General features: G+C 74.2%; 9 protein-coding genes. 3 read left to right on the top strand and 6 right to left on the bottom strand.

Annotated features, from left to right (window positions below; all coding sequences use genetic code 11):
• Positions 1-8: 8 nt before the first annotated feature.
• The 5 genes from ACFWPS_RS40495 to ACFWPS_RS40515 form a co-directional block, all read right to left on the bottom strand.
• Positions 9-9347, bottom strand: a complete 9339-nt coding sequence (locus tag ACFWPS_RS40495; RefSeq protein ID WP_383715288.1) for an amino acid adenylation domain-containing protein — start codon at positions 9345-9347, stop codon at positions 9-11.
• A complete protein-coding gene (locus tag ACFWPS_RS40500) occupies positions 9344-13423 on the bottom strand; it encodes an amino acid adenylation domain-containing protein (protein WP_383715290.1) in 4080 nt (1359 codons plus the stop codon). Before ACFWPS_RS40500 ends, ACFWPS_RS40495 begins: the two co-directional genes overlap by 4 nt.
• A 365-nt stretch (positions 13424-13788) precedes the next feature.
• Positions 13789-14442: a response regulator gene (locus ACFWPS_RS40505; protein ID WP_383715293.1), complete on the bottom strand. Its 654-nt coding sequence runs from the start codon at positions 14440-14442 to the stop codon at positions 13789-13791.
• The gene (locus tag ACFWPS_RS40510; protein ID WP_383715295.1) at positions 14430-15611 is read right to left on the bottom strand and encodes a histidine kinase; all 1182 of its coding nucleotides are present in this window, start codon (positions 15609-15611) and stop codon (positions 14430-14432) included. The genes ACFWPS_RS40505 and ACFWPS_RS40510 overlap by 13 nt, the downstream gene beginning before the upstream one ends.
• 96 nt (positions 15612-15707) lie before the next feature.
• Entirely contained in the window at positions 15708-16553 is an 846-nt protein-coding gene (locus tag ACFWPS_RS40515; RefSeq protein WP_383715298.1) for a helix-turn-helix transcriptional regulator, read from the bottom strand.
• Positions 16554-16654: 101 nt separating this feature from the next.
• Between ACFWPS_RS40515 and ACFWPS_RS40520 the strand changes: the two genes are divergently transcribed.
• A complete protein-coding gene (locus ACFWPS_RS40520; RefSeq protein WP_383715300.1) occupies positions 16655-17362 on the top strand; it encodes an SDR family oxidoreductase in 708 nt (235 codons plus the stop codon).
• A gap of 54 nt (positions 17363-17416) precedes the next feature.
• Here the strand turns inward: ACFWPS_RS40520 and ACFWPS_RS40525 are convergent, their stop codons facing one another.
• Positions 17417-18202, bottom strand: a complete 786-nt coding sequence (locus tag ACFWPS_RS40525; RefSeq protein WP_383715303.1) for a hypothetical protein — start codon at positions 18200-18202, stop codon at positions 17417-17419.
• A gap of 445 nt (positions 18203-18647) precedes the next feature.
• Here ACFWPS_RS40525 and ACFWPS_RS40530 point away from each other — a divergent pair, with 445 nt between their 5' ends.
• Positions 18648-19586: an SGNH/GDSL hydrolase family protein gene (locus tag ACFWPS_RS40530; RefSeq protein ID WP_383715306.1), complete on the top strand. Its 939-nt coding sequence runs from the start codon at positions 18648-18650 to the stop codon at positions 19584-19586.
• Between the two features lie 173 nt (positions 19587-19759).
• Entirely contained in the window at positions 19760-22009 is a 2250-nt protein-coding gene (locus ACFWPS_RS40535; RefSeq protein ID WP_383715309.1) for an MMPL family transporter, read from the top strand.
• Positions 22010-22055 lie beyond the last annotated feature (46 nt).

Here is a 22055-nt window from a genome sequence, read left to right on the forward strand (position 1 = left end):
TGGTCTCCTCAGATCCGTCCGGCGGGCTGCGGCCGGGCGGCGGACGGGGTCCCGGCGAGGGCGGCGGCGATCTCCCGGACATGCGGCTCGGCGACGATCTCGTAGTGGTCGGCGTCGACGTGGTGAAGCCGGTACGGCGACGGAAGATGGGCGTCCCACGCACCGGGGGCGGTGGGTTCCGGCGCGAGCGCGGCCTCGGCCACGGGGCGTTCCGCCAGCCATACGGCGGCGGGCGTCCGGCGCAGCCGCGGCAGCCGGTGCCCGGCCATCGCCGCAAGGTTGGCACGGCAGCAGCGCGCGAGCCGCTCGGCGTAGACACGACCGGCCTCCGTGAGGGGACCGACGGTTCCTGGGAGGGGTCCGGTGGCGTCGTGCACCGGCTCGGCCGGCCGCCCCCCGCCGCTTCCGCTCAACTCGCGCGCGAAGACGGCCTGTATCCGTTCCTCGTCGTAGCCGGCGAGGCGGTGCCCGGCCCCGGGCGGCGGCGGGTCGAGGAGATGGAGGGCGGTCACCGGCCGGTCGTCGGCCTCGGCGAGCGTGGCCATCGACAGCGCGGTCCACGCCCCGAACGACCAGCCGGCGAGCGCGAGTCGGCGCCCGGGTTCCGAAAACTCCCGTCGTACGGCGGCCAGATAGTGCGCGGCGCGCTCGTCGATGGAGCGGTCCGGCAGCCCGGGAGCGCGCAGCCCGGGGTCGGCGATCAGGCAGACGGTGAGGTCGTCGGGCAGGGCGGACACCAGCGGCCGGTAGGCCTGGATGTCCCCGCCCACCGGATGCACCAGGCACAGCACGTCCGGCCCCGGGCCGCGCTGCCACACCTCGACGTCCACCACGCCGTGCGGGCGGGCACCGCTGCCGGCGAGGTGACCGAGGAGCTCCGCGAGGCTCACCCGGTGGCTGAGCCGGGACAGCTCGATGTCGGCGCCGTGCCGGCGTTTGATCTCGTCGAGGAGTTCCAGCAGGGTCAGCGAGTCGGCGCCCAGGTCGTACAGGGCCGCCTGCGGGTCGACGGTGTCCACGCCGAGCAGGTCGAGGAGGATTCCGGTGATCTCCGCGCCGAGGTCACCCCGCTCGGGAGCGGCGGCTGCGGGAGTGGCGGGCTCGGCGGTGAGAGACGGTTCGTAGAAGGCCCGCGAGGCCGTCAGGTCCGTGGTGCTCACCATGAGGTACGGCAGTTGGAGGTGGAGGGCCCGCTCGAAGACGGCCGTACCCTCCTCGGGGGTGAGCGCCACGGTCAGGTGTTCGCGATGCCGGGCGTCCGCCCGGGCGGCGTGCTGCTGGGCCATACCGACGTCGCGCCACGCGTCCCAGCCGACACTCGTGCGTACGGTGGCGTCGCCGCCGGGTGCGCTGTGGTGGGCGTAGGCGTCGAGGCAGGCGTTGGCGGCCGCGTAGTCGAACTGGCCCACCCCGCCGAACCGGGCCGCCATCGAGGAGCAGTACAGGACGTAGTCGGGGGCGTGCTCGGCGACGAGCAGCTCGACGAGCAGGGCGCCGCGCAGCTTGGCCGCCGTGACGCCGCGCGCGGCGGCCGGTTCACGCCGGGCCAGGAGCCCGCCCGCGGCGGTGCCGGCGGCGTGCACGATGCCGGCCAGACCGTCCAGCAGCGGGGCCAGCCGGTCCGCGACGGCCGCGGGTTCCTCGGCCGCCAGGTCGGCGGTGACGAGGGTGACGCGCTCGCCGAACGCCCGCAGCTCGGCGGGCACTTCGGCGCCGCGGGCCACCAGGACGACCCGGTTCCCGGGGTGCCGCAGGAGGCTCGCGGCCAGGGTGGTGCCGAGGCCGCCCGTGCCACCGAGGACCAGATGGGTGCCCGGCGCGGCGGCGGGCCGGGGCGTCTCGCCCACGGGCACCGGCACGCTGGCGCGATGCCACCAGAAGCCGTCCCGCAGGGCCGTCGCCCGGTCGGTGACGGCGATGGTGTCGTCGAGGAGCAGGTCGGGCAGGTGGGCGGCCCAGCCGGCCGGGTGCGGTCCTGGCAGGTCGGCCCAGCGCAGGGTGACGCCCAGTTCCTGCCGGGGAACTTCCAGGGCCGCGGCGAGCAGACCGGCCTCGGGGGTGTGCACGCTCCCGGTGACAGGCTGCGCCCGCTGGGACAGCAGCCAGGCCCGGGGCCGGTCCGCCTCCGGACGGCCGGCGAGGGCCAGGGCGAGGGCGGCGACCGTGTCGAGGCAGGCCCACTCGGCCGTGTCCAGCGAGGCCGTGGTCGCGCTGCCGTCGAGGGCGAGCGGAAGCGCGTGCAGCCAGTCGACGGACCCTCCGTCCGGCCGATCAGGTCCGTCGGAGCCGTCAGCGTCGGAGCCGTCCGCGCCGGTCAGGCGGTCGAGCAGGGCGGCGAGCTGCCCGGCGTCGGCGACGTCGGCCTCGTAGCGGTCGTCGCCGAGCCGGGTCAGGCCCTGTCCGGCGCGTACGGTCACCACGCGGGCGTAGTGGCGTTCCAGGAACCGCCAGTTCTCGCCGTCCTGCCCGGGGCCGGTCACCACGACGGCGGTACGACGGGACACCGGGGCGCCGGTGCGGGCGCGCCGCGAGCGCGTCCACAGGGGCTGGTGCAGCCACTGCGCGGCGGGCAGCCGGGAGGTTACGGACCGCTCGACGGGGGCGCGCGGGAAGTCGTACTCGGCGGTGTCGAAGGCGGGCGGCGGGAAGTCCCAGGGCGCGGGTGCCGGACCCGTCGGCCACACGACGGTGCGGCCGGCCGCCCATGCCTCGGCGAGGGTGTGCGGGTCGCGGTCCTCGACCGCCGGTGCGTCCTGGGACGGGGGTGCGGTGACCGTCGGCAGCGCCCGCAGCCAGGCGACGGCCGAGGCGGCGTCGGGGCAGACGGCCGCCGCGCGGTGGGCGAGGGCGGGGCGTCCGGCCTGGAGGTGCCGCAGCACCTGGGGGTAGGCGTCGGGACGGGCCGTGAGGTAGTCGGCGATTCGGCGCCCGTCCGCGCGGACCGCGGCTTCCGAGGCGCCGGACAGCACCAGGCACGGCAGTGGCTCCGCCGGGTCCGGCACCGGGTCCGGCACCGGCACCGGGTCCGGCTGCTCCAGCAGCACATGGGCGTTGGTGCCGCCGATGCCGAAGCTGCTCACCCCGGCCACCCGCCGCGGACCGGCGGGCCAGGGCTCGGCGGCGACCGGGATCCGGAACGGGCCGTCGGCGATCTCCGGGTTGAGCCGGTCGAAGTCGGCCGTGGGCGGGACGACCCCGTGGTGCACGGCGAGCACCGCCCGTACCAGGCCGACGACGCCCGCCGCCGCGCCCAGGTGCCCGATCTGGCTCTTCACGGACGACAGCGCCACCCTCGCGTCCTCCGCCAGCCCGTACGCCTGCCGCAACGCGGCCGCCTCGACCGGGTCCCCGAGCCGGGTACCGGTGCCGTGCGCCTCGACGTACCCGACGTCGCCGCCACCGTGACCGCTCCGGTCCAGTGCCGTGCGGATCGCGGCCCGCTGCCCGGGCAGTGACGGGGCGCTGTAACCGAGCTTGCCGGAGCCGTCGTTGTTCAGCCCCGAGCCGGTGACGACCGCGTACACGGTGTCGCCGTCCCGGCGGGCCGCGGCCAGCGGCTTGAGGACGACCACGCCGGTGCCGCTCGCCCCCACGGTGCCCTCGGCGTCCGCGCTGAAGGGCCGGCAGTGCCCGTCGGGGGAGAAGATGTGCTGCGGCCGGTAGGTGTACCCGTCCGTCAGCTCCGTGTCGACGAGGACCCCGCCGACGAGCATCACGTCGGCGTCGCCCTGCCGCAGCATCCCGGCCGCGACGTGCACCCCGGCGAGCGAGCTGGAGCAGGCGGACTGGAGCGTGAACGCCGGTCCGGTGAGGCCGAGATGGTAGGCGGCCTTGGTGGCGAGGAAGTCCTTCTCGTGGTGCAGGGCGAGCCGGAAGGAGTCGGGCAGCAGGTCCGGGTCGCCGTCGCGGAGCATGCGCTGGAAGTAGGTGTTCTCGCCGCAGGAGGCGACCAGACCGACCCGCAGCCGGGCCGGGTCGCCGATTCCGCCGTGGGCCAGGGCCTCGGCGCAGTTCATCAGCAGCTGGCGCTGCTGGGGGTCCATCAGCCGGGCCTCGTGCGGGCTGATCGTGAACCGGCCCGGGTCGAAGTCGAGCAGTCCCGCCGACTGGCTGCGGGCGCCGACCCGGCCGTCGGCCGCGGCGAAGTGCTCGATGCCACGCCGGCCGGAGACGACCAGGTCCCAGAAGGCGGCCAGGTCGGGCGCGCCCGGCAGCCGTACGGCCATGCCGACGACGGCGACCGGCTCGTCCGCTGTCCGCCGGGTGTCGCCAGACGCCTCCGGTCGGCGGTCCGGGGTGTCGCGGGCGGTGCCGCCGTCCGTCAGCAGCCGGGCCAGGGCGCGCAGGGTGACGTGCTCGAACAAGTCCGGCACGGAGAAGGGGAGATCACCCTCTCCCGTGCATCTGAGCTGGAAGCGCATCAGGTCCAGGCTGGTGGCCCCGGCGTCGAGGAACCGCTCGTCCACGGCGACGGTCCGCCCGGTCGCCGTCCGGAACAGCTCGGCCAGCCGCCCTTCCAGCTGCGACGGCCCGGCGCCCGTACGGCCGTCCGCTCCCGGTTCGTGCCCTGGCCGTGGCTCGTGCCCCGCCCGCGATGCGGGCGCGGGCCCGAGTTCCCGTCCCGGCGCGGTGAGCGCCGCCCGGCGGTCCAGCTTGCCGCTGGGCGTGCGCGGCAGGTCCGCCACGCGGCGGAAGGCGGCGACCCGGACGTAGGCGGGCAGCAGCAGCGCCAGCCGTCGGGTCAGGTCCGCAGGATCGGGATCCTCACCCCGGCACTGGAGGGCGGCGACCAGCAGGCCGTCCAGTACCCCCGCGACCGCGTTGACCACCCCGGGCAGCTCCAGCAACGCGGCCTCGACCTGGCCCAGTTCGAGGCGGTGTCCGCCCAGCTTGACCTGGCCGTCGTCGCGCCCCGCGTAGTGCAGCAGACCGCGCTCGTCGAAGCGGGCGCGGTCCCCGCTCCGGTAGAGGGTGCCCAGCTCGGGGTCGTCGAGGAACCGGTCGCGGTGTGCGGCGGGGTCGCCGAGATAGCAACGGCCCGCCATGGGACCGCCGATGAGCAGGTCGCCCGTCACACCCGGCGGGACGGGCAGGCCGCCCTCGTCGACCACCCGCAGCACGGCCCCCGCCACCGGGCGCCCGATGGCGGGACGGGCCGGCCAGGCGGCGGGGTCGCCCTCCAGGCACAGGGCGCTGACGACATGGGTCTCGGTCGGGCCGTAGTGGTTGAACAGGCGAGCCCCGCCCGGCAGCCCGGCGAACCAGCGGCGGATCGCGTCCGTGCACACCAACTGCTCCCCGGCGGTGACGACATCACGCAGTCGGGACGGGAACACCCCCAGGCGCACGCCGTGTTCGGCGAGCATCTGCAGCGCCACGTACGGCAGGAAGATCCGCTCCGCACCGCCCGTCTCCAACTGCCGCAGCAGTGTGGGCACGTCCTGCCGCCAGGCCGGACGCACCAGGCGCAGCTCACCGCCGGAGCACAGCGTGGTGAGGATCTCCTGGAAGGAGACGTCGAAGGAGAGCATGGAGAACTGCTGGGTGACGGCGGGCCGTTCGAGTCCGCCCGCCGTCCGCTGCCAGGTGAGCAGGGAGCACAGGGTCCGGTCGGGGACCTGGACGCCCTTGGGGGTGCCGGTGGAGCCCGAGGTGAACAGGGTGTACAGCGGCCTCAGTCCGCGATGCCGGTACGGCACGGGCGGCGCGGTGGGCGTACGGGAGAGGGTGACGACGTGCCGCGGCAGGTCCGGCGGGGCGATCGCGGCCAGGACGTCGAGGTCCTGGGCGCCGGTCAGCACGCACAGCGGGGCGGCACGGTCCAGCACATGACGCAGCAGGGCCGGCGGGTAGGCGGGGTCGAGGGGCACGACGGTCAGGTTGCGGCGGGCCGCCGCGAGGAGGGCGACGACGTGCTCGACGGACGGCTGGAGGTACAGGGCCACGGACGCCGGCGCGGCGGGATCCTCGGGCGCCCTCAGGAGCGACGCCAACTCGTCGGCCTGGGCGTCGAGTTCGGCGTAGGTGAGGGTGGTCCCGCCGAAAGTGACGGCGGGCGCGTCCGGGGTGCGGGCGACCTGGCGGGCGAAGCCCTCGGCGACCGTCGTGAAGTCCGCTGCCACCGGAGTGCCGTGAGCGGTCGCCGAGGTGCGGTGGGGAGCGACGAGTTCGCGCACGGTGAGGTCGCCGTCGCCGGTCAGCCGGTCCAGGGCCCGCCGGAACAACCGGGCCGCCGCTGCCGCGCGGTCGGAGCCGAAGTCGTCGCGGTACTCCCAGAGGCAGCCGAACCCCGACTCGTCCTCCACCACCGACAGGGTCAGCGCGCACTTGGCGCCCGCGGGCTCCGGCCACAGGGGCTCGATCGCACAGTCGGCCAGGCGCAGCGTGGAGAACTCCGTGTTCTCCAGGACGAACAGGTAGTCGAACAGGGGCGTGCGGTCGCGGAACGCCGGATCGGCGAGCAGATCGGCGAGGAGGACCTCCTGTCCCTCCAGCACCCGGGTCACCGTGTCCGCGTGTGCGGTGAGGTGGGCGTGCAGGGAGTCGTCGGGCCGTACGGCGAGGTCGAGGAGCACGGTGTTCGCGAACATGCCGACGCTCTCGGCGAACTCGGGGCGCGGCCGGTTCGCCACCGGAGCGGCGACCAGGGGCCGGGCCTGCCCGGTCACGCCGTACAGGCACGCGGCGAACGCCGACACCAGCAACTGGAACCTGGTCAGGCCGAGTTCCGCGGCGCGCCGGTCCAGTGCGGAACGGCGGACCAGGTCGAGGGAGGTGCGCAGCAGCCCGGCCCGCGGCCGGGCGGATGCCGCGGGCTCGGGAGCGGGCAGGGCGGGTGACGGCTCCACCGCGTCGGCGTAGTGGTCGCGCAGCCGGGCGTGGTGGCGTTCGTAGGCGGGCGTGGCGCGCCAGTCGTGCTGCCAGCGGGCGAGGTCCAGAGGGCCGGCGGTCGGCGCCGGACGCCCGGCGTCGCCCGCGTAGGCGTCGCTGAGGTCGCGGAAGAGGAGGTTGAGCGACCAGCCGTCCACGGCCGCGTGGTGCAGATGCAGAAGCAGCAGACCGCCGTCCGCGCGCTCCGCCCAGGCGGCCCGCAGCATACGGTGCTCGGTGAGGTCGAAGCGGTGCGCGAAGAAGCGGTCGGCGGTCTCCTGCCAGGGCTCCCCGGCGGGGGCGTCGAGCGGCTGCCAGGGGTCGTACGGCGCCTCGGTCCGCTGGAGCAGGCCGTCCGGGGCGGGGACCAGCCGGGTGCGCAGGGCCGGGTGCCGCGCCACCAGTGTGCGCAGCGTGTGGCGCAGTGCCTGCGGGTCGACGGTGCCCCGGACGCGGAAGGCGAGCGGCACGTCGTAGGAGCGGTCGTCGGGGTCGCGCCGGTGCAGGAGCCAGAGGCGTTCCTGTTCGCTGGTGGCAGGCGCGGCCGTGGCGTCCGGGGCGGGCGGCACCGGCGGACGGGAGTCCGCCTCGGCGGTGCGTACGGCGTCCGCGAGAGCGGCGAAGTCGGCGCGCAGCACAAGGCCCTGGGGGATGTCGACGCCGTACCGCTCCAGGATCTCGAAGCGGAAGCGCAACGCCTTGAGGGAGTCGCCGCCGCTCGGGATCCAGCGGTCGTCGGGCCGCAGGCCGCCGACGGCGAGGATCTCCTCGGCGATCTCCAGGACGGGACGCTGCTCGGCACTGACCGGCGCGGCGTCCGCACGTCTCCCGCGCCACGGCGTGCCCGCCGCGCGCAGCAGCGCGGCCTGGTCGACCTTGCCGTTGGTTGTCAGCGGGAGTTCCGTGACGAGGTGGGTGTGGTGGGGGCGCATGTACGGCGGCAGGGCGGTACCGAGGTGACGTTCGTAGTCGGCGAAGGAGAGGCCGTCGCCGAGGACGAGGAAGGCCAGCAGCTCATGGCGGTCCGCCGTGTCGCGCCGGGTGCAGACGTGCGCGTGCCGGACGGCGGGCAGGGTCATGATCCGCTGCTCCACCTCGCCGGGTTCGATGCGGAAGCCGCGCACCTTGACCTGCCGGTCGGCGCGTCCGACGTGGTGCACGCGCCCGTCGGCGTCCTGGCGTACCAGGTCACCGGTCCGATACCAGCGGCGCGGGATGCCGTCCTCGTCCTCCAAACGGACGAAACAACGCTCGGTCAGGTCCGGCAGATTGCGGTAGCCGCGCGCCAACGCCGTTCCCGAGAGCAGGAGTTCGGCCACCTCGCCGTCCTCCGCGGTGCGCCCGTCCGCGGTGCGCAGCAGCAGCCCGGTCCCCGGCAGCGGGGTGCCGATCGGGACCGAGTCGCCGTCGAAGTCGCGGGGGATCGGGTGACAGAGGGCGAACGTGGTGGCCTCCGTCGGCCCGTACACGTTGTGAAGGACGGTGGCGGAGCCCGGGTTGGCGGCGTACCAGGTGCGGATCGCGCGCGGGTCGAGCCGTTCGCCGCCGACGAGGACCTGGCCGGTGTCGGCGAAGCAGCCGGGAACCTTGTCGACGACCGTGTTGAAGAGCGCCACGGTGATGAACGCGGTGTCGACGCGGCGTTCGCGTAACGCGGCGGCGAACCGGTGCGGGCTGTGCACGTCGGAGTCGTCCAGTACGACGCAGACGCCGCCGGTGAGCAGCGGGGCCCAGACCTCGAAACTGAGCGCGTCGAAGGCCGGGTTGGACAGGCAGGCGAAGCGGGCGCCGGGCCGCGGGTCGAGCCAGCCGGGCCGGGCCAGCCGCAGCACACCCGCGTCGGTGACCTCGACGCCCTTGGGGCGGCCGGTGCTGCCGGAGGTGTAGAAGACGAAGGCGGTCGGGTCGGCGTCGCCGATGGGTTCGGATGCTTTCACGGCAGCGGGTGTCGCGGCCGGGCCGAGGAGCAGGTCGGCGTCGATCCCGTCCACGTGCTCGGTCGTACCGTCGTGGACGACCGCGACGGCGCCGGAGTCGTCGAGGATGTGGCGCTGCCGGTCGGGCGGGCTGAGCCGGTCCAGGGGGACGACGGCGGCGCCTGCGCGGCGGATGCCGAGCATGACGCACACCAGCTGCCAGGAGCGGGGCAGGCAGACCGCGACGGACTGCCCGGCGCCCACGCCCCGTTCCCGCAGCCTCGCGGCGACCCGGCCGCTGAGCAGGTCGAGTTCCGCGTAGTCGAGCAGGCGGCCACCGTCCTCGACGGCGACGGCGGAGGGCACGCGGCGAGCCTGGGCGAGCACGGCCTGTACGAGTCCGCCGTCAGCCAGGACACGGTCAGTCAATACGTCGTCGGCCAGGTCGGTTTCGGCCGTTTCTGCCTCGGCCGTTCCTGCTTGGGCCGGTCCGGCCTCGGCCGGGTCTGTTGCGGCCGGTCCGGCCTCGGTCGTTCCGGACGGTGCGGTGCGGTCGGTCATCGGGCTTCTCCCGCCGGTACGGCGACGGAGTGCGTCGCGTGCGTCGACTGCCCTTCGTGATGGGCGAGTTCGGCGGCGAGCAGTGCGGCGACCCGGGCGGTCTCGGCGCCTTCCAGGATCTCCCAGTGGTCGCACGCCATCGTCTCGACGCGGAACTCGCCCTGTGCGCGCTGCCGCCAGAAGGCGCGGACCTCGGCGTGGAAGGGGGTGTCGGCGCCGTCCGGCACGGCCTCCGCGAGGACCAGCCGGGCCGGTGAGGCGGCCGGCACGTGCTCGCGGGCGGTGAGCCGGTTGTGGTTGTAGATCCGGAAGTAGCGGTCCACCTGGGCGTCGTCGATGCCGGGGTACATCCCGTTGAACCGCACGAGTTTGTCGCGGAACTCGGCCGCGTCGACGGCGGTGATCGCCGCACGGGCCTCGGCGTCGTCGGTCGCCTGGGTGTCGAGGAGGACCACGCTCACGTCGGTCCGTCCGGCGGCGCCGAGCAGGCGTCCCATCTCGTGGGCGACGAGTCCGCCGTAGGAGAGCCCGGTCAGGACGAGCGGACCTTCGCCGAGGGGTTCGAGGAGGCGCAGATACGCCTCCGCCATGGTCTCCACGCTGGGCAGCACGTCCTCTCCCGGGTTCACGCCGGGCGACTGGATGCCGTAGAGGCCGGTGTGTCCGGGGAGGTGGGTGGCGAGGGGCAGGTAGCAGAAGGCGGTGCCGCCGGCCGGGTGGACGCAGACCACCCGGGGGCCGGTGCCCCGGCGGAACTCGATCAGGCTGCCCGGGGCGCGGTCTGCGCCGTCCTCGCGCAGCAGCGCGGCCAGCGCCTCGATCGTCGGCCGCACCATGACCTCGGCGACCGGCAGCCGGCGGCCGAAGGCCTCGGTGACCTCGTGGGCCATCTTGATGGCCGACAGGGACGTGCCGCCGAGATCGAAGAAGTTGTCGCCGACGCCTATCGCGGGGTGCAGCAGGATGCGCTGCCAGATGCGGTACAGGGCGTGCTCGACATGGTCGCGCGGGCTGGCGGTGTTGACCTGGTCCGACGTCTGCTCGTGGACCAGGCGGAGCAGAGCGGCGCGGTCGAGTTTGCCGCTGCGGCCCAGCGGCAGGGTCTCGAGGTCGAGGACGACGGCGGGGACCATGTAGTCCGGCAGGCTGTGGGCGAGTGCCGCGCGCCAGTCGGCGCTGGTGCGCGCCGCGGCGGCGCCCCGGCCGACGGCGGCCACCAGCCGGGGCCGGCCCGCCGGGTCCTGGTCGGCGAGGACGACGGCCTCGCGGACGCCGGGCAGCCGCGTCAACGCCGCGGCTGTCTCCCCGGGTTCGATACGGAAGCCGCGCAGCTTCACCTGGTCGTCGGCGCGGCCTGCGTAGTGGAGCAGGCCGTCGTCGCCCCAGCGGGCGAGGTCGCCGGTGCGGTAGACGCGGGCGCCGGGCACGAACGGGTCCGGCAGGAAGCGTTCCTCGGTGAGGTCGGGGCGGTTGAGGTAGCCGCGGGCGAGGGCCGCCCCGCCGAGGTGGATCTCCCCGACGACGCCGGGCGGGACCGGCTGCATCCGGGCGTCCAGGACGTAGCAGCGGGTGCCCGGGAGCGGGCGGCCGATGGGGCAGGGGCGGTCCAGCGGGCGGGGGGCGTAGTGGGCGGTGCTGTAGAGGGTCGCCTCGGTGGGGCCGTAGCCGAAGCAGACCCGCAGGCCGGGCAGCAGCTCCGTCATGCGGTGCAGCGCCGCCTCGGTGAGCGACTCGACCCCGGTCAGCAGCTTGCGCAGGCGCAGGCCGCGCAGCCGTCCGGCCGGGTCCTCGTCGACCCACTTGACGTAGGCGGGCGGCAGGAACGCCTGCACGATCTCGTGCTCGCGCAGCCAGGCGAACAGTGCCTCCGGGTCGCCCCGCACCTCCTCGGGGACGATGTGCAGCACGCCGCCGGTGGTGAGGGGCAGCAGGAGTTCGTGGACCGAGGCGTCGAAGCCGATGCTGGACCAGGCCGAGCCTGCCTCACCGGGGGCGCTGCCCATCCGGTCGTGCCAGGCCGAGAAGAGGTTGAGGACGCTGCGGTGCTCTACGGCGACGCCCTTGGGCCGGCCGGTGGACCCGGAGGTGAAGATGACGTAGGCGAGTTGGTCCGGGGTCCGGGTGAGCCCGGCCGGCGGCCGGTCCCCGGCCGTCCCTTCGGCCTCTGACTCGGCCTCTGCCTCGACCGCGCCGATGTCGAGCCAGTCCCCCGGCCGGTCCGCACCGTCGTGGTCGCTGAGGACCACGGGGCACACGGCGTCCTCGACCATGGCGGCGAGGCGTTCCCAGGGCTGCCCGGGGTCGAGCGGGAGATAGGCGGCACCCGCCTTGAGGATGCCGAGGATGCCGACGGCCAGGTCACCGGTACGGCGTGCGTGCAGTCCGACGACGTCACCCGGGCGGACGGCACGGCCGACGAGGGCGTGTGCGAGCCGGTTGGCGCGCCGGTCGAGCGTCGCGTAGTCCAGTGCGTGGTCGCGGTCGATGACGGCGGTGGCGGCGGGGTGCGCGCGGGCCCGGGCCTCGAAGAGTTCCGTGATGCCGGAGGCCGTACGCAGCGCGGTCGCCATGGCGCCGGGGGAGCCGCCGGTGTCGGAGGAGCCAGTGGTGTCGGGGGAGTTGGCCGCGTCGGAGGAGCCGCCGGTGTCGGGGGAGTCGCCGCTCTCGTCCCGCTGCCGCGTGGCGTCGCCGGCGCCGATCAGTGCCAGGCGCTCGCGCGGATCCATCAGCTCCAGGGTGTCGACGGTGCGGTGCGGGTGCCGGGCCATGTCGGTGAGCAGGTGGCGGAGGTGTCCGGCCCAGCGTTCGGCGGTGGCGGTGTCCAGCAGTGCGGTCGCGTGGTCCAGGTGCCCGGTGAGCCGGCCCTCCGACTCGGTCGCCGACAGGGCGAGGTCGAACTTGGCCGGGGCGTGGGCGATCGGCAGCGGCTCGGCCTCGACCCCGGGCAGCTTCAGCAGGTCGTGCCGGTCCGGGACCCAGGCCAGCATCGTCTGGAACAACGGGGTGTGGGCCGCGCTGCGCGGCGGGTTCACCACCTCGACGATCCGCTCGAAAGGCAGGTCCTGGTGGGCCAGGGCGCCGCGGACCACCGCCCGGGTGCGATCCAGGGCCTCCGCCGCGGTCGGGGAACCGGACAGGTCGACCCGCAGCGGGAGCGAGTTGACGAGGAAACCGATGAGCCCGGAGGTTGCCGGGCCGCGGCGGCCCGCGACCGGGCTTCCGACAACGATGTCCTGTTGTCCGGAGAGCCGGGACAGCAGCACGGCCCAGCCTGTCAGCACCGCGACGAACAAGGTGGCCCCGTGTTCCCGGGCCAGCCCGCGCAGGGCGGCCGTGACGTCGGCGTCCAGCTCGAACCCGACGCGACCGCCGTCGTAGCCCTGCTCCGCCGGCCGCGGCCCCGGCAGCGGTAGTTCGAGCACGGGCGGGGCGTCGGCCAGCACGTCCTTCCAGTAGGCCTCCTGAGTGGCGAGGGCGCCACCGAGCACGGAGTCCCGCTGGGCTTCCGCGTGGTCCGCGTACTGCAGCCGCAGCTCGGGCAGCCCGTGGGGGACCCCGGCCGCCAACGCCTCGTAGAGGAGCCCGACTTCCCTCATCATCACGTTCATCGACGCGCCGTCGTAGACACTGTGATGGAACGTCAGCAACAGCACGTGACGCGCGGTGTCGAGGACGAGCAGCCGGCCGTGCCAGAGCGGACCGGTCGCCAGGTCGAACTCCCGCTCCGCCTCCTCCCGTTGGTACACGGCCACCTGCCCGTCGGGGTCGGCCGAGGCGCTGAGGTCCTCGAATTCCAGGGTGGTACCCGAGCCCGCCGGGTCGATGTGCTGACTCACTCCGCCCGCCTCGGCCACCAGCCGGGTCCGCAGGGTCTCGTGCCGGTCGGTCAGGGCGTCGAAGGCGGCGGTGAGGATGCCGGGGTCGAGCGGGCCGGTGAGGAGGAAGGCGATGGTCTCGTTGTAGGCGGTGTTCCCGCCCGGCAGCTGGGCCAGGAACCACAGCCGCTGCTGGGCGAAGGACGCGGGCCGGACACGGCGGGCCGGGTCCGCGGGGGCGAGACGGGGAGTGTTCAGCACCGGCAAGGCCTAGCCTTCCTGTCGGGGGACGGGACCGGGGACGGAACGGAGGCGCGGCGAATGACGGCATCGCGCGAAGTGCCGGAAGCGGGGGTGAGAAGTGGGGGGATGCGAGGTGGGGGGATGCGTAGATATCGGCGAGTGGGGGAGGACCGACGGGGGATACGCGTGGTGCGGATGCGCACACTGAGGCGTCAGTTGTGCAGAGTTTCTCAGGGGGCTCCGTGATGTAGTTGTGATCATCAGTCACGCGCTCAGGACATGTCAACACTTGACTTTGCTGCGGGAGTTGACCTATTTGAGCGGGCTCTTCCGGTGGCGGCCGCGCCCAGGACGACCCGTGCCGCCTGGCGAACAGGCGGGGCTCACACCCGCGGTGCGTGGGCCAGATGGGCGAGGACCGCCAGTACCCGGCGGTGGCCGCTGTCGCTCGGGGGGAGGCGGAGCTTGAGGAAGACGTTGCCGATGTGCTTGTGCACCGCGCGTTCGGTGACCACGAGGGTCCTGGCGATGGTCGTGTTGTCGTGGCCCTCGGCCATCAGTCCCAGCACCTCGCGCTCGCGGGGCGTGAGCGAGTCGATCGGTGAGTCCTTGCGGCGGGTGAGGAGTTCGGCGACCACCTCGGGGTCCAGCGCGGTGCCGCCGGCGGCCACCCGCTCCAGTGCGTCGAGGAACTCGTCGACCCGGCCCACCCGGTCCTTGAGCAGGTACCCGATCCCGCTGGTCCCGCCGGCCAGCAGCTCACCGGCGTACGTCTCCTCGACGTACTGCGAGAGCACCAGCACCGGCAGCCCGGGCAGCCGCTCGCGGGCCTCCAGCGCCGCCCGCAGCCCCTCGTCGCGGAAGGCCGGGGGCATCCGCACGTCGAGCACGGCCACGTCCGGCCGGTGCTCCACGAGCGCGGGCACGACCTCGGGGCCGCTCCCGGCGACGGCCACGACGTCGTGCCCGGCCGAGGTCAGCAACAGGACCAGCCCCTCCCGCAGGAGGGCGTTGTCCTCGGCGATCACCACACGCACGGCAGCTCCACCTCGATCACGGTCGGCCCCCCGACGGGGCTGGACACATTCATGGTTCCGTCGAGAGCGGCGACCCGCCGCCGCATGCCGAGCAGCCCCGAGCCGCCGCCCTCTCCGTCGGAGCCGAACGTCCGGGAGCTGCCCCCGGCGCCGCCGCGGCCCTCGTCCCGGACCCGCACACGCAGACCGCGCCGGCACCGGACCAGCCGGACCTCGGCGCGGGACACCCCGCTGTACTTGGCGACGTTGGTCAGCGACTCGGCCACCGCGAAATAGGCGGCCGCCTCCACCGCCGCGGGCGCCCGCACCCCCTGGTCCAGGCCGCCGTCGTCCACGGCCACCTCCAGACCGCTGCTCGCCGCCAGCGCACGCACGGCACCGGCCAGGCCCCGGTCGCTCAGGATCGGCGGATGGATGCCGCGCACCACCTGCCGCAGCTCCGTCAGCGCCCTCTCGGCCTGCTCCTGGGCCTCGTCCAGGAGTCGGAGCCCGGTCACGGGATCACCGCCGTAGGCACGCCTGGCCAGCCCGATACGCAGGGACAGCGCCACCAGCCGTGCCTGCGCCCCGTCATGCAGGTCCCGCTCGATCCGGCGCAGTTCGGCCTCGTGCGCGGCGATGGCGTCGGCGCGGGTCGCGGCCAGTTCCTCGACCCGGGCCGTGAGCCGTGCCTGCGGGGACGGCTTGAGCAGCGCCGTCGACCAGTCCGCCTCCAGGTCCGCGAGCCGCACGATCAGCGGCAGTACGACCGCCTCGCGGCGCAGCAGCCCGCACCACAGACCGTCGACGACCAGCCCCACCGGCCACAGCGGCAGGGCGAGGCCGAGCAGTGCGCCGTAGAACCAGTGGGCGGCCATCCAGCGCGCGTCGGTGCGGGTACCGGGGTCCCGCACGGCCGTGACCACCCGTTCGCGGACCGCCCCGGTCAGGGGCCGGTACGCCTCGGGGATCCGCACCCCGGTCCAGGCGGCGGTCAGACTCCGCTTGGCCCCCGCGATCCGCCGGACGAGCAGCACCGTCTCGGGCAGCAGCCAGACACCGACGACCACCAGTGTGCCGATCGCGGTGATCAGCAGGACGGTGATGAAGATCCACGTTCCGAAGGCCATCGCGGCGGTCAGGACGAGGTGGACCGTGGCCTCCGCGGCGCGCCGCACCGATTTCCGCATGATAGGAAGCTAGGGGTTTTGCTTGAGTCACGCAAGCTTCACCTGCCGGTGAGCCCGTGCCGGTGGGCCCGTGCCGGTGAGCCCGTACCGGCCGGGTCAGTGCTTCCCGGCGAGACTCTGGGTGCCGAGCACCGAGATCAGGTCCAGTTTCTCGGCGGCCTCGGTGCCCGGCTCGGCCGAGTACACGAGGATGCGCAGGTCGTGCTCCTCGACCCGGAGGTGGTCGCAGTCCAGCGTGAGCGAGCCCACCTGCGGATGCTCGACCGTCTTGCGCGACGCCTCCAGCCGGCCGACGACCCCCGCGTCCCACAGCTCGGCGAACCGCCTGCTCTGCGCCCGCAACTCGGCGATCATCCGCCGCAGTTGGCCGTCGGCCGGATAGCGGGCGGCCGTCGAGCGCAGCTCGGCGACCATGCCGGCCTCGAAGACACGCCGCTCCTCGGGGGTGTGCCGCACCCGGGTCGGCCGGGCGAGGAAGTTGCGCCAGGCGCCGTTGCGTTCGAAGCCGCGCAGCCCGGACGGGTCGCCCATCAGCGCCCCGTACATCGGGTTGGTCACCAGCAGGGTCATGGCCGCGTCGGACACCGCGACGGGGGTGCCGGCCAGCCGGTCGAGGAGCCGCTGGACACTGGGCGTGATGTAGGCGGGCACCATGTCGGGGCCCGGCGGCACCAGCCCCGCCAGCCCGAACAGATACGTCCGCTCGTCCGCGGACAGCCGCAGCCCCCGTGCCAGCGCCTCCGCGACCTGCACGGACGGGTTGGCCGCGCGGCCCTGTTCGAGGCGCGTGACGTAGTCGACCGAGATCCCGGCCAGCAGCGCCAGTTCCTCGCGCCGCAGCCCCGCCGCGCGCCGCCGGCCGCCGGCCGGCAGCCCCGCCGCGTCCGGCGCGACCCGGTCGCGCCAGCGTCGCAGTGCCTGTCCGAGTTCCGTGGCCGTCATACCCCCAGTCAACACGGTCGGCCGCGGCGGTGCCTGGTACCCGCAGTCCCAGGAAGAAGGGTCTTCTGGCTGCCCCCGTGACCGGGGCGCAGGGTGGAGGCATGACGACAACACTGATCACCGGAGCCAACAAGGGCATCGGTTACGAAACCGCCCGCCAGCTCATCGCCGCAGGTCACACCGTGTACATCGGAGCCCGGGACGCCGAGCGCGGCCGCCGGGCCGCCGGGGAACTGGGCGCCCGGTTCGTCCTCCTCGACGTCACCGACGACGCCTCGGTCGAGGCCGCGGCCAAGAGGATCGAGGCCGACGGCGGGCTCGACGTCCTGATCAACAACGCCGGGATCGAGAGCAGGACCGCGGACAACGGCGTCCCCACTGCCGAGACCGTCACCGCGGACCTGATGCGCAACACCTTCGAGACGAACGTCTTCGGCGTCGTCCGCGTCCTGCACGCCTTCCGGCCCCTGCTGGAGCGCTCGGCGGCACCGGTCGTGGTCAACGTCAGCAGCGGTCTTGCCTCGCTGACGGCCCTCTCCGACCCGGACCACTTCGCGCACTTCTACCCGGGCATCGCGTACCCGGCCTCCAAGACCGCGGTCAACATGCTCACCGTGCAGTTCGCGAAGGCCTTCCCGGCCATGCGGATCAATTCCGTCGAGCCCGGCTTCACCAAGACGGACCTGAACGGCAACACGGGCACGCAGACCGTGGAGCAGGGTGCCGAGATCATCGTACGGATGGCGCAGATCGGCCCGGACGGACCGACCGGCGGCTTCTTCGACGTGAACGGCCGACTGCCCTGGTGAGCCACGGCTTGACCAGCCGGGCCGCCGCGACCCGTGCACGCGGCGGCCCGGGGATCAGCCGAGGCAGATGACCAGCAGGCAGAGCTGCGAGGGCGAGGTCGCGGTGGCGGTCGGTGCGGGGCTCGCCGACGACGTCGAGGTGCCGGTGGTGGCGCTCGCGGTGGGCGTGGCCGTCGTCGGCGCCACCGTCGCGGCGGCCGTGTCCCCGGACACCGTGGCGGCGGACTGCTGCTGGGCCGCTGAGGTCGCCGCGGGTTGCGGTGACGCGGCGGTGTCCTGACGGGTCGTCGGTGCGGCGTGGCGCCCGCCGGTGGTCTGCGCCCGTTGGGTGTTCGCCGCCGAACCGGTGGCGGGCGTGGCGTCCGGGGCCCGGTGCCGGCCGGCCGACACCGTCGTCCGGGTGGCGTCGGTGATGTCGGTGGCCTGCTCGTCGGCGAGACCCATGGTCCTGTTGTCCGGAGCCGTGGCCGCCTGGGCCCGGTCGGTGCCCTGCCGGTCCAGCGAAGCGACGGTCAGGCCGCCGCCGACCAGGGCGACCGCGGTGGCCACCACGGCCCGCCGCTGGTTCTTCTTCCAGCGGGCCCGCTGACGGCGCCGGGCCGCCCGGCCCAGCGGCGCGGACGGGGCGGCGCCCTGGCCGTCGTACGGGTCCTCGGCGGCCTCTTCGGCGTACGTGTCCGGGTCGGACCACGCGGTGCCGGCCGGAACCTGCCAGACCGCCGCGCCGGTCCTCGCCGGGGCCACGGTGGCACGCGGGGCGGCGTCCCGGGCGTAGGCGCCGCAGCCGGGGCACGCCAAGGCGCCGTTGAGGTGCCGACGGCACGAGGAGCAGTAGTCCATCCGCGTCTTCCTGACTCGACTGCGCCGACGGCGTCCACCGCCATGGCCTGATCTCGATCGCACGTGGGATCGAACGGCCTGAACGGTAGCGAGCCTTTGGCCAGGCAGTGTGCAGCCTGTGTGTCGCTTCTGCGCAGATGCCGTCCGGGTCGGTGCACAACCCGGTTCGAACGGGGCCTGGCCCGCGCCTCAGCCGCCTGCGTCGACGACCAGTGCCTTCACCGGGGCCCGGCCTACCGGAACCGCAGTAGTCGCTGCTGAAACCGCAGTACGCCGGTACGGCCACGCGTACTGCGCGATGAGACCGTCGATTGCCCACATCGGTACGACGACGGGACACGCGGCGCCCGGAGAGCCTGAAGCGGTGTCGGAGACCGGCGCGGCGCCGCCCACCGCGGCCCAGCCCTGCGCCGGTCGGATCCCCAGCAGGAGACAGGACCATCGGATGAGGACTCGTACCGGGTTCGGGCTCGCAGCGGTCGCCTCGTGCCTCGCGCTCGCCACCGCCGTGACCGTCGGCAGCGGCAGCGGGGGTGGCGCCGCGCCGCCCCTTGCACCGCCGAAGGGGCCGTACGCCGCGCTCGGCGACTCCTACACGGCAGGCCCCCGCATCCCCGGCCGGCACGGGCGGCCCGCCGGCTGCGAGCGCTCCGACCACAACTACCCCGCCCTGGTCGCCGCCCGGCTCGGGCTGCGCGCCGCCGAGTTCCGGGACGTCAGCTGCAGCGGGGCCGTCATGGACGACCTGTCCGGGCCGCAGTCGACGGACGACGGCGTCAACCCCGCGCAACTGTCGGCCGTGACCAGGGCCACGCGGCTGGTCACCCTCGGCATCGGCGGGAACGACATCGGCTTCGGCTCGCTGATCACGACCTGCGTCAAGACCGGCGTGGCCTACCGGCTGGAGCAGCGGATCACGGGCGGTGCGGCCGACGGGGCGCCGTGCCGCGACCGGTACGCGGCGGACGGCACCGACGAGGTCGACGGCAGGATCAGGACGGCGGGCGCCCGGCTGTCCGGCGTGCTCGACGACGTCAGGCACGGGGCCCCGGAGGCCCGGGTCTACGTGGTCGGCTACCCGGCGATCCTGCCCGCCGCCGGAACCGACTGCGCCGCGCTCGGACTGGCCCCCGGCGACGTGAGCTACCTGCGCGCGAAAGAGCGCCGGCTCAACGCCGTGCTGCGCGAGCGGGCGCAGGCCGCCGGGGCCGTGTACGTCGACACCTACACGCCCTCCACGGGCCGTGGCGCCTGCGCGGACCCCGGCGTGCGCTGGATCGAACCACTGGTCCCGGCGGCCCCGGCCGCCCCCGTGCACCCCAACGAGCGCGGCGAGCGCGGCATGGCCGAGGCCGTGCTCCGCGCGCTCGGTGCGACGCGCTGACGGTCCGGGCGTCGTACCGGGGCATGATCCGGCGGCCCGGACGCGTACTGCGGTTTCAGTAGTCCGTCCTGCGGATTCAGTAGCCGGCAGTGCCAGTAGCCGTACGACGACGCGGGGGCCCTCGCCGGGACAGCCTGGGTGACCAAGCGAGATCGGATGCGGAGTTCCCTGACGTGGCTACTTTTCTCTATCGACTGGGCCGACTGGCCTTCCGGCGGCGCGGGTACGTCGCCTTGCTGTGGTTGGCCGTCCTGGCCGCCGTAGGACTGGGCGCGCTGCAGGCGCCGGGCGCCGCCGACGAGGAGTTCTCGGCGCCGGGCATCGAGTCCCAGAAGGCGTTCGACCTGATGCAGGAGCGCTTCCCGGGTGCCGCCGCCGACGGCGCCACCGCGCGGGTCGTCTTCGTCGCCCCGCACGGGCAGCGGGTCACCGCCACCGGTCACCGGAAGGCGATCGAGGAGACGGTGACCGCCCTGGGCGACGGCGCCCAGGTGGCCGTCGTCTCCGACCCGTTCAAGGCGAACGCGGTCAGCAAGGACGGTACGACGGCGTACGCGACCGTCACCTACAAGGTCAAGTCGTCCCAGATCACCGACGCCGCCCGCACGGCACTGGACGACGCCGTCGACCAGGCGCGCGACACGGGCCTCACCGTCGAGACCGGCGGCTCCGCCATGGACAGCGGCGCCGGACCCGGGGGCGTCGCCGAGGTCATCGGCATCGCGGTCGCGGCCGTCGTCCTGCTGGCCACCTTCGGTTCGCTCGCGGCCGCCGGACTGCCGCTGCTGACCGCGATCCTCGGCGTCGGCATCAGCATGTTCACCGTCACCCTGCTGTCCGACGCCCTGGGCCTGTCCAGCAGCACCGGCACCCTGGCGATGATGCTGGGCCTCGCCGTCGGCATCGACTACGCCCTGTTCGTCGTATCCCGCTACCGGGAGGAGCGCGCCAAGGGCCGGGCTCCCGAGGAGGCGGCCGGCCTCGCGGTCGGCACGGCGGGCTCGGCGGTGGTCTTCGCCGGCCTGACCGTGGTCATCGCCCTGGCCGGCCTGTCCGTCGTCGGCATCCCGATGCTGACCAAGATGGGCCTGACCGCCGCGGGTGCGGTGGTCGTCGCCGTGGTCATCGCGCTGACGGTCGTACCGGCGCTGCTGGGGTTCTGGCCGAACGCCGTGCTGGCGGGCGCCGCGCGCCGCCGGGAAGGCGGCCGCCGCTTCCGGTTCAGGAGGGCGACGTCCCAGGACGGCAACCGTGACAACCACGGCACCCGCTGGGCCCGCCTCGTGCTGCGCCGCCCGGTCCCCGTGCTGCTCCTGGCCGTCCTGGGCCTCGGCGCCCTCGCCGTCCCGATGACCCAGTTGCAGCTCGGCATGCCGGGAGACGAGGCCAAGTCCACGTCCACCACCGAGCGACGCGCCTACGACGACCTCGCCGAGGGCTTCGGCCCCGGCTTCAACGGCCCGCTGACCATCGTCGTGGACGCCAGGGGCGCCGCCGACGCCAAGGCCTCGGTGGGCACGATCAGCGAGCGGATCGCCGGCACGACGGGAGTCGTCTCGGTCTCCGAGGCGCACTTCAACAAGGCGGCCGACACCGCCGTGTTCACCGCCACGCCCGCCACCAGCCCGACCGACGACCGGACCAAGACCCTCGTCAAGACGATCCGCGACGAGCGCCCGGCCGTCGAGTCGGCGGCCGGAGCCTCCTTCGAGGTCACCGGCACCACCGCGCTGAACATCGACGTCGCCGCGAAGGTGCAGTCGGCCCTGGTGCCCTACCTCGTCACCGTCGTCGGTCTCGCCGTCATCCTGCTGCTGGTGGTCTTCCGGTCCCTGCTCGTCCCCCTCAAGGCGGCGCTCGGCTTCCTGCTCTCGGTCCTCGCGGCGCTGGGCGCGGTCGTCCTGGTCTTCCAGCAGGGCCATGCGGCCGGGCTGTTCGGGGTGGCGCAGACCGGGCCGATCATGAGCCTGATGCCGATCTTCCTGGTGGGCATCATCTTCGGCCTCGCCATGGACTACGAGGTCTTCCTCGTCTCCCGGATGCGGGAGGCCTACGTCCACGGCGAACCCGCGAATGAGGCGGTGGTCGCCGGGTTCCGGCACAGCGCCCGGGTCGTCGTGGCCGCCGCCCTCATCATGATCGCGGTATTCGCCGGGTTCATCGGCGAGAGCGAGTCCATGATCAAGATGATCGGGTTCGGCATGGCCACCGCCGTCCTCCTCGACGCCTTCGTCGTCCGGATGGCGATCGTGCCCGCGGTCCTCGCCCTGCTGGGGGACCGGGCCTGGCGGCTGCCGAAGTGGCTGGACCGGCTGCTGCCCCGGGTGGACATCGAGGGCGAGGCCCTCACACGGAACGCGGCCACCGCCACGGTCACCGACCCGGACCCGACCCCGGACGAGCCCGTCGAGGCACGCGTCTGACCGCCCCTCCCGGTCCCGGCGGGCCGCCCGTGGCGCAGGTCACGGG

It is taken from the genome of Streptomyces sp. NPDC058457, from assembly GCF_042720695.1.
Taxonomy (GTDB): domain Bacteria; phylum Actinomycetota; class Actinomycetes; order Streptomycetales; family Streptomycetaceae; genus Streptomyces.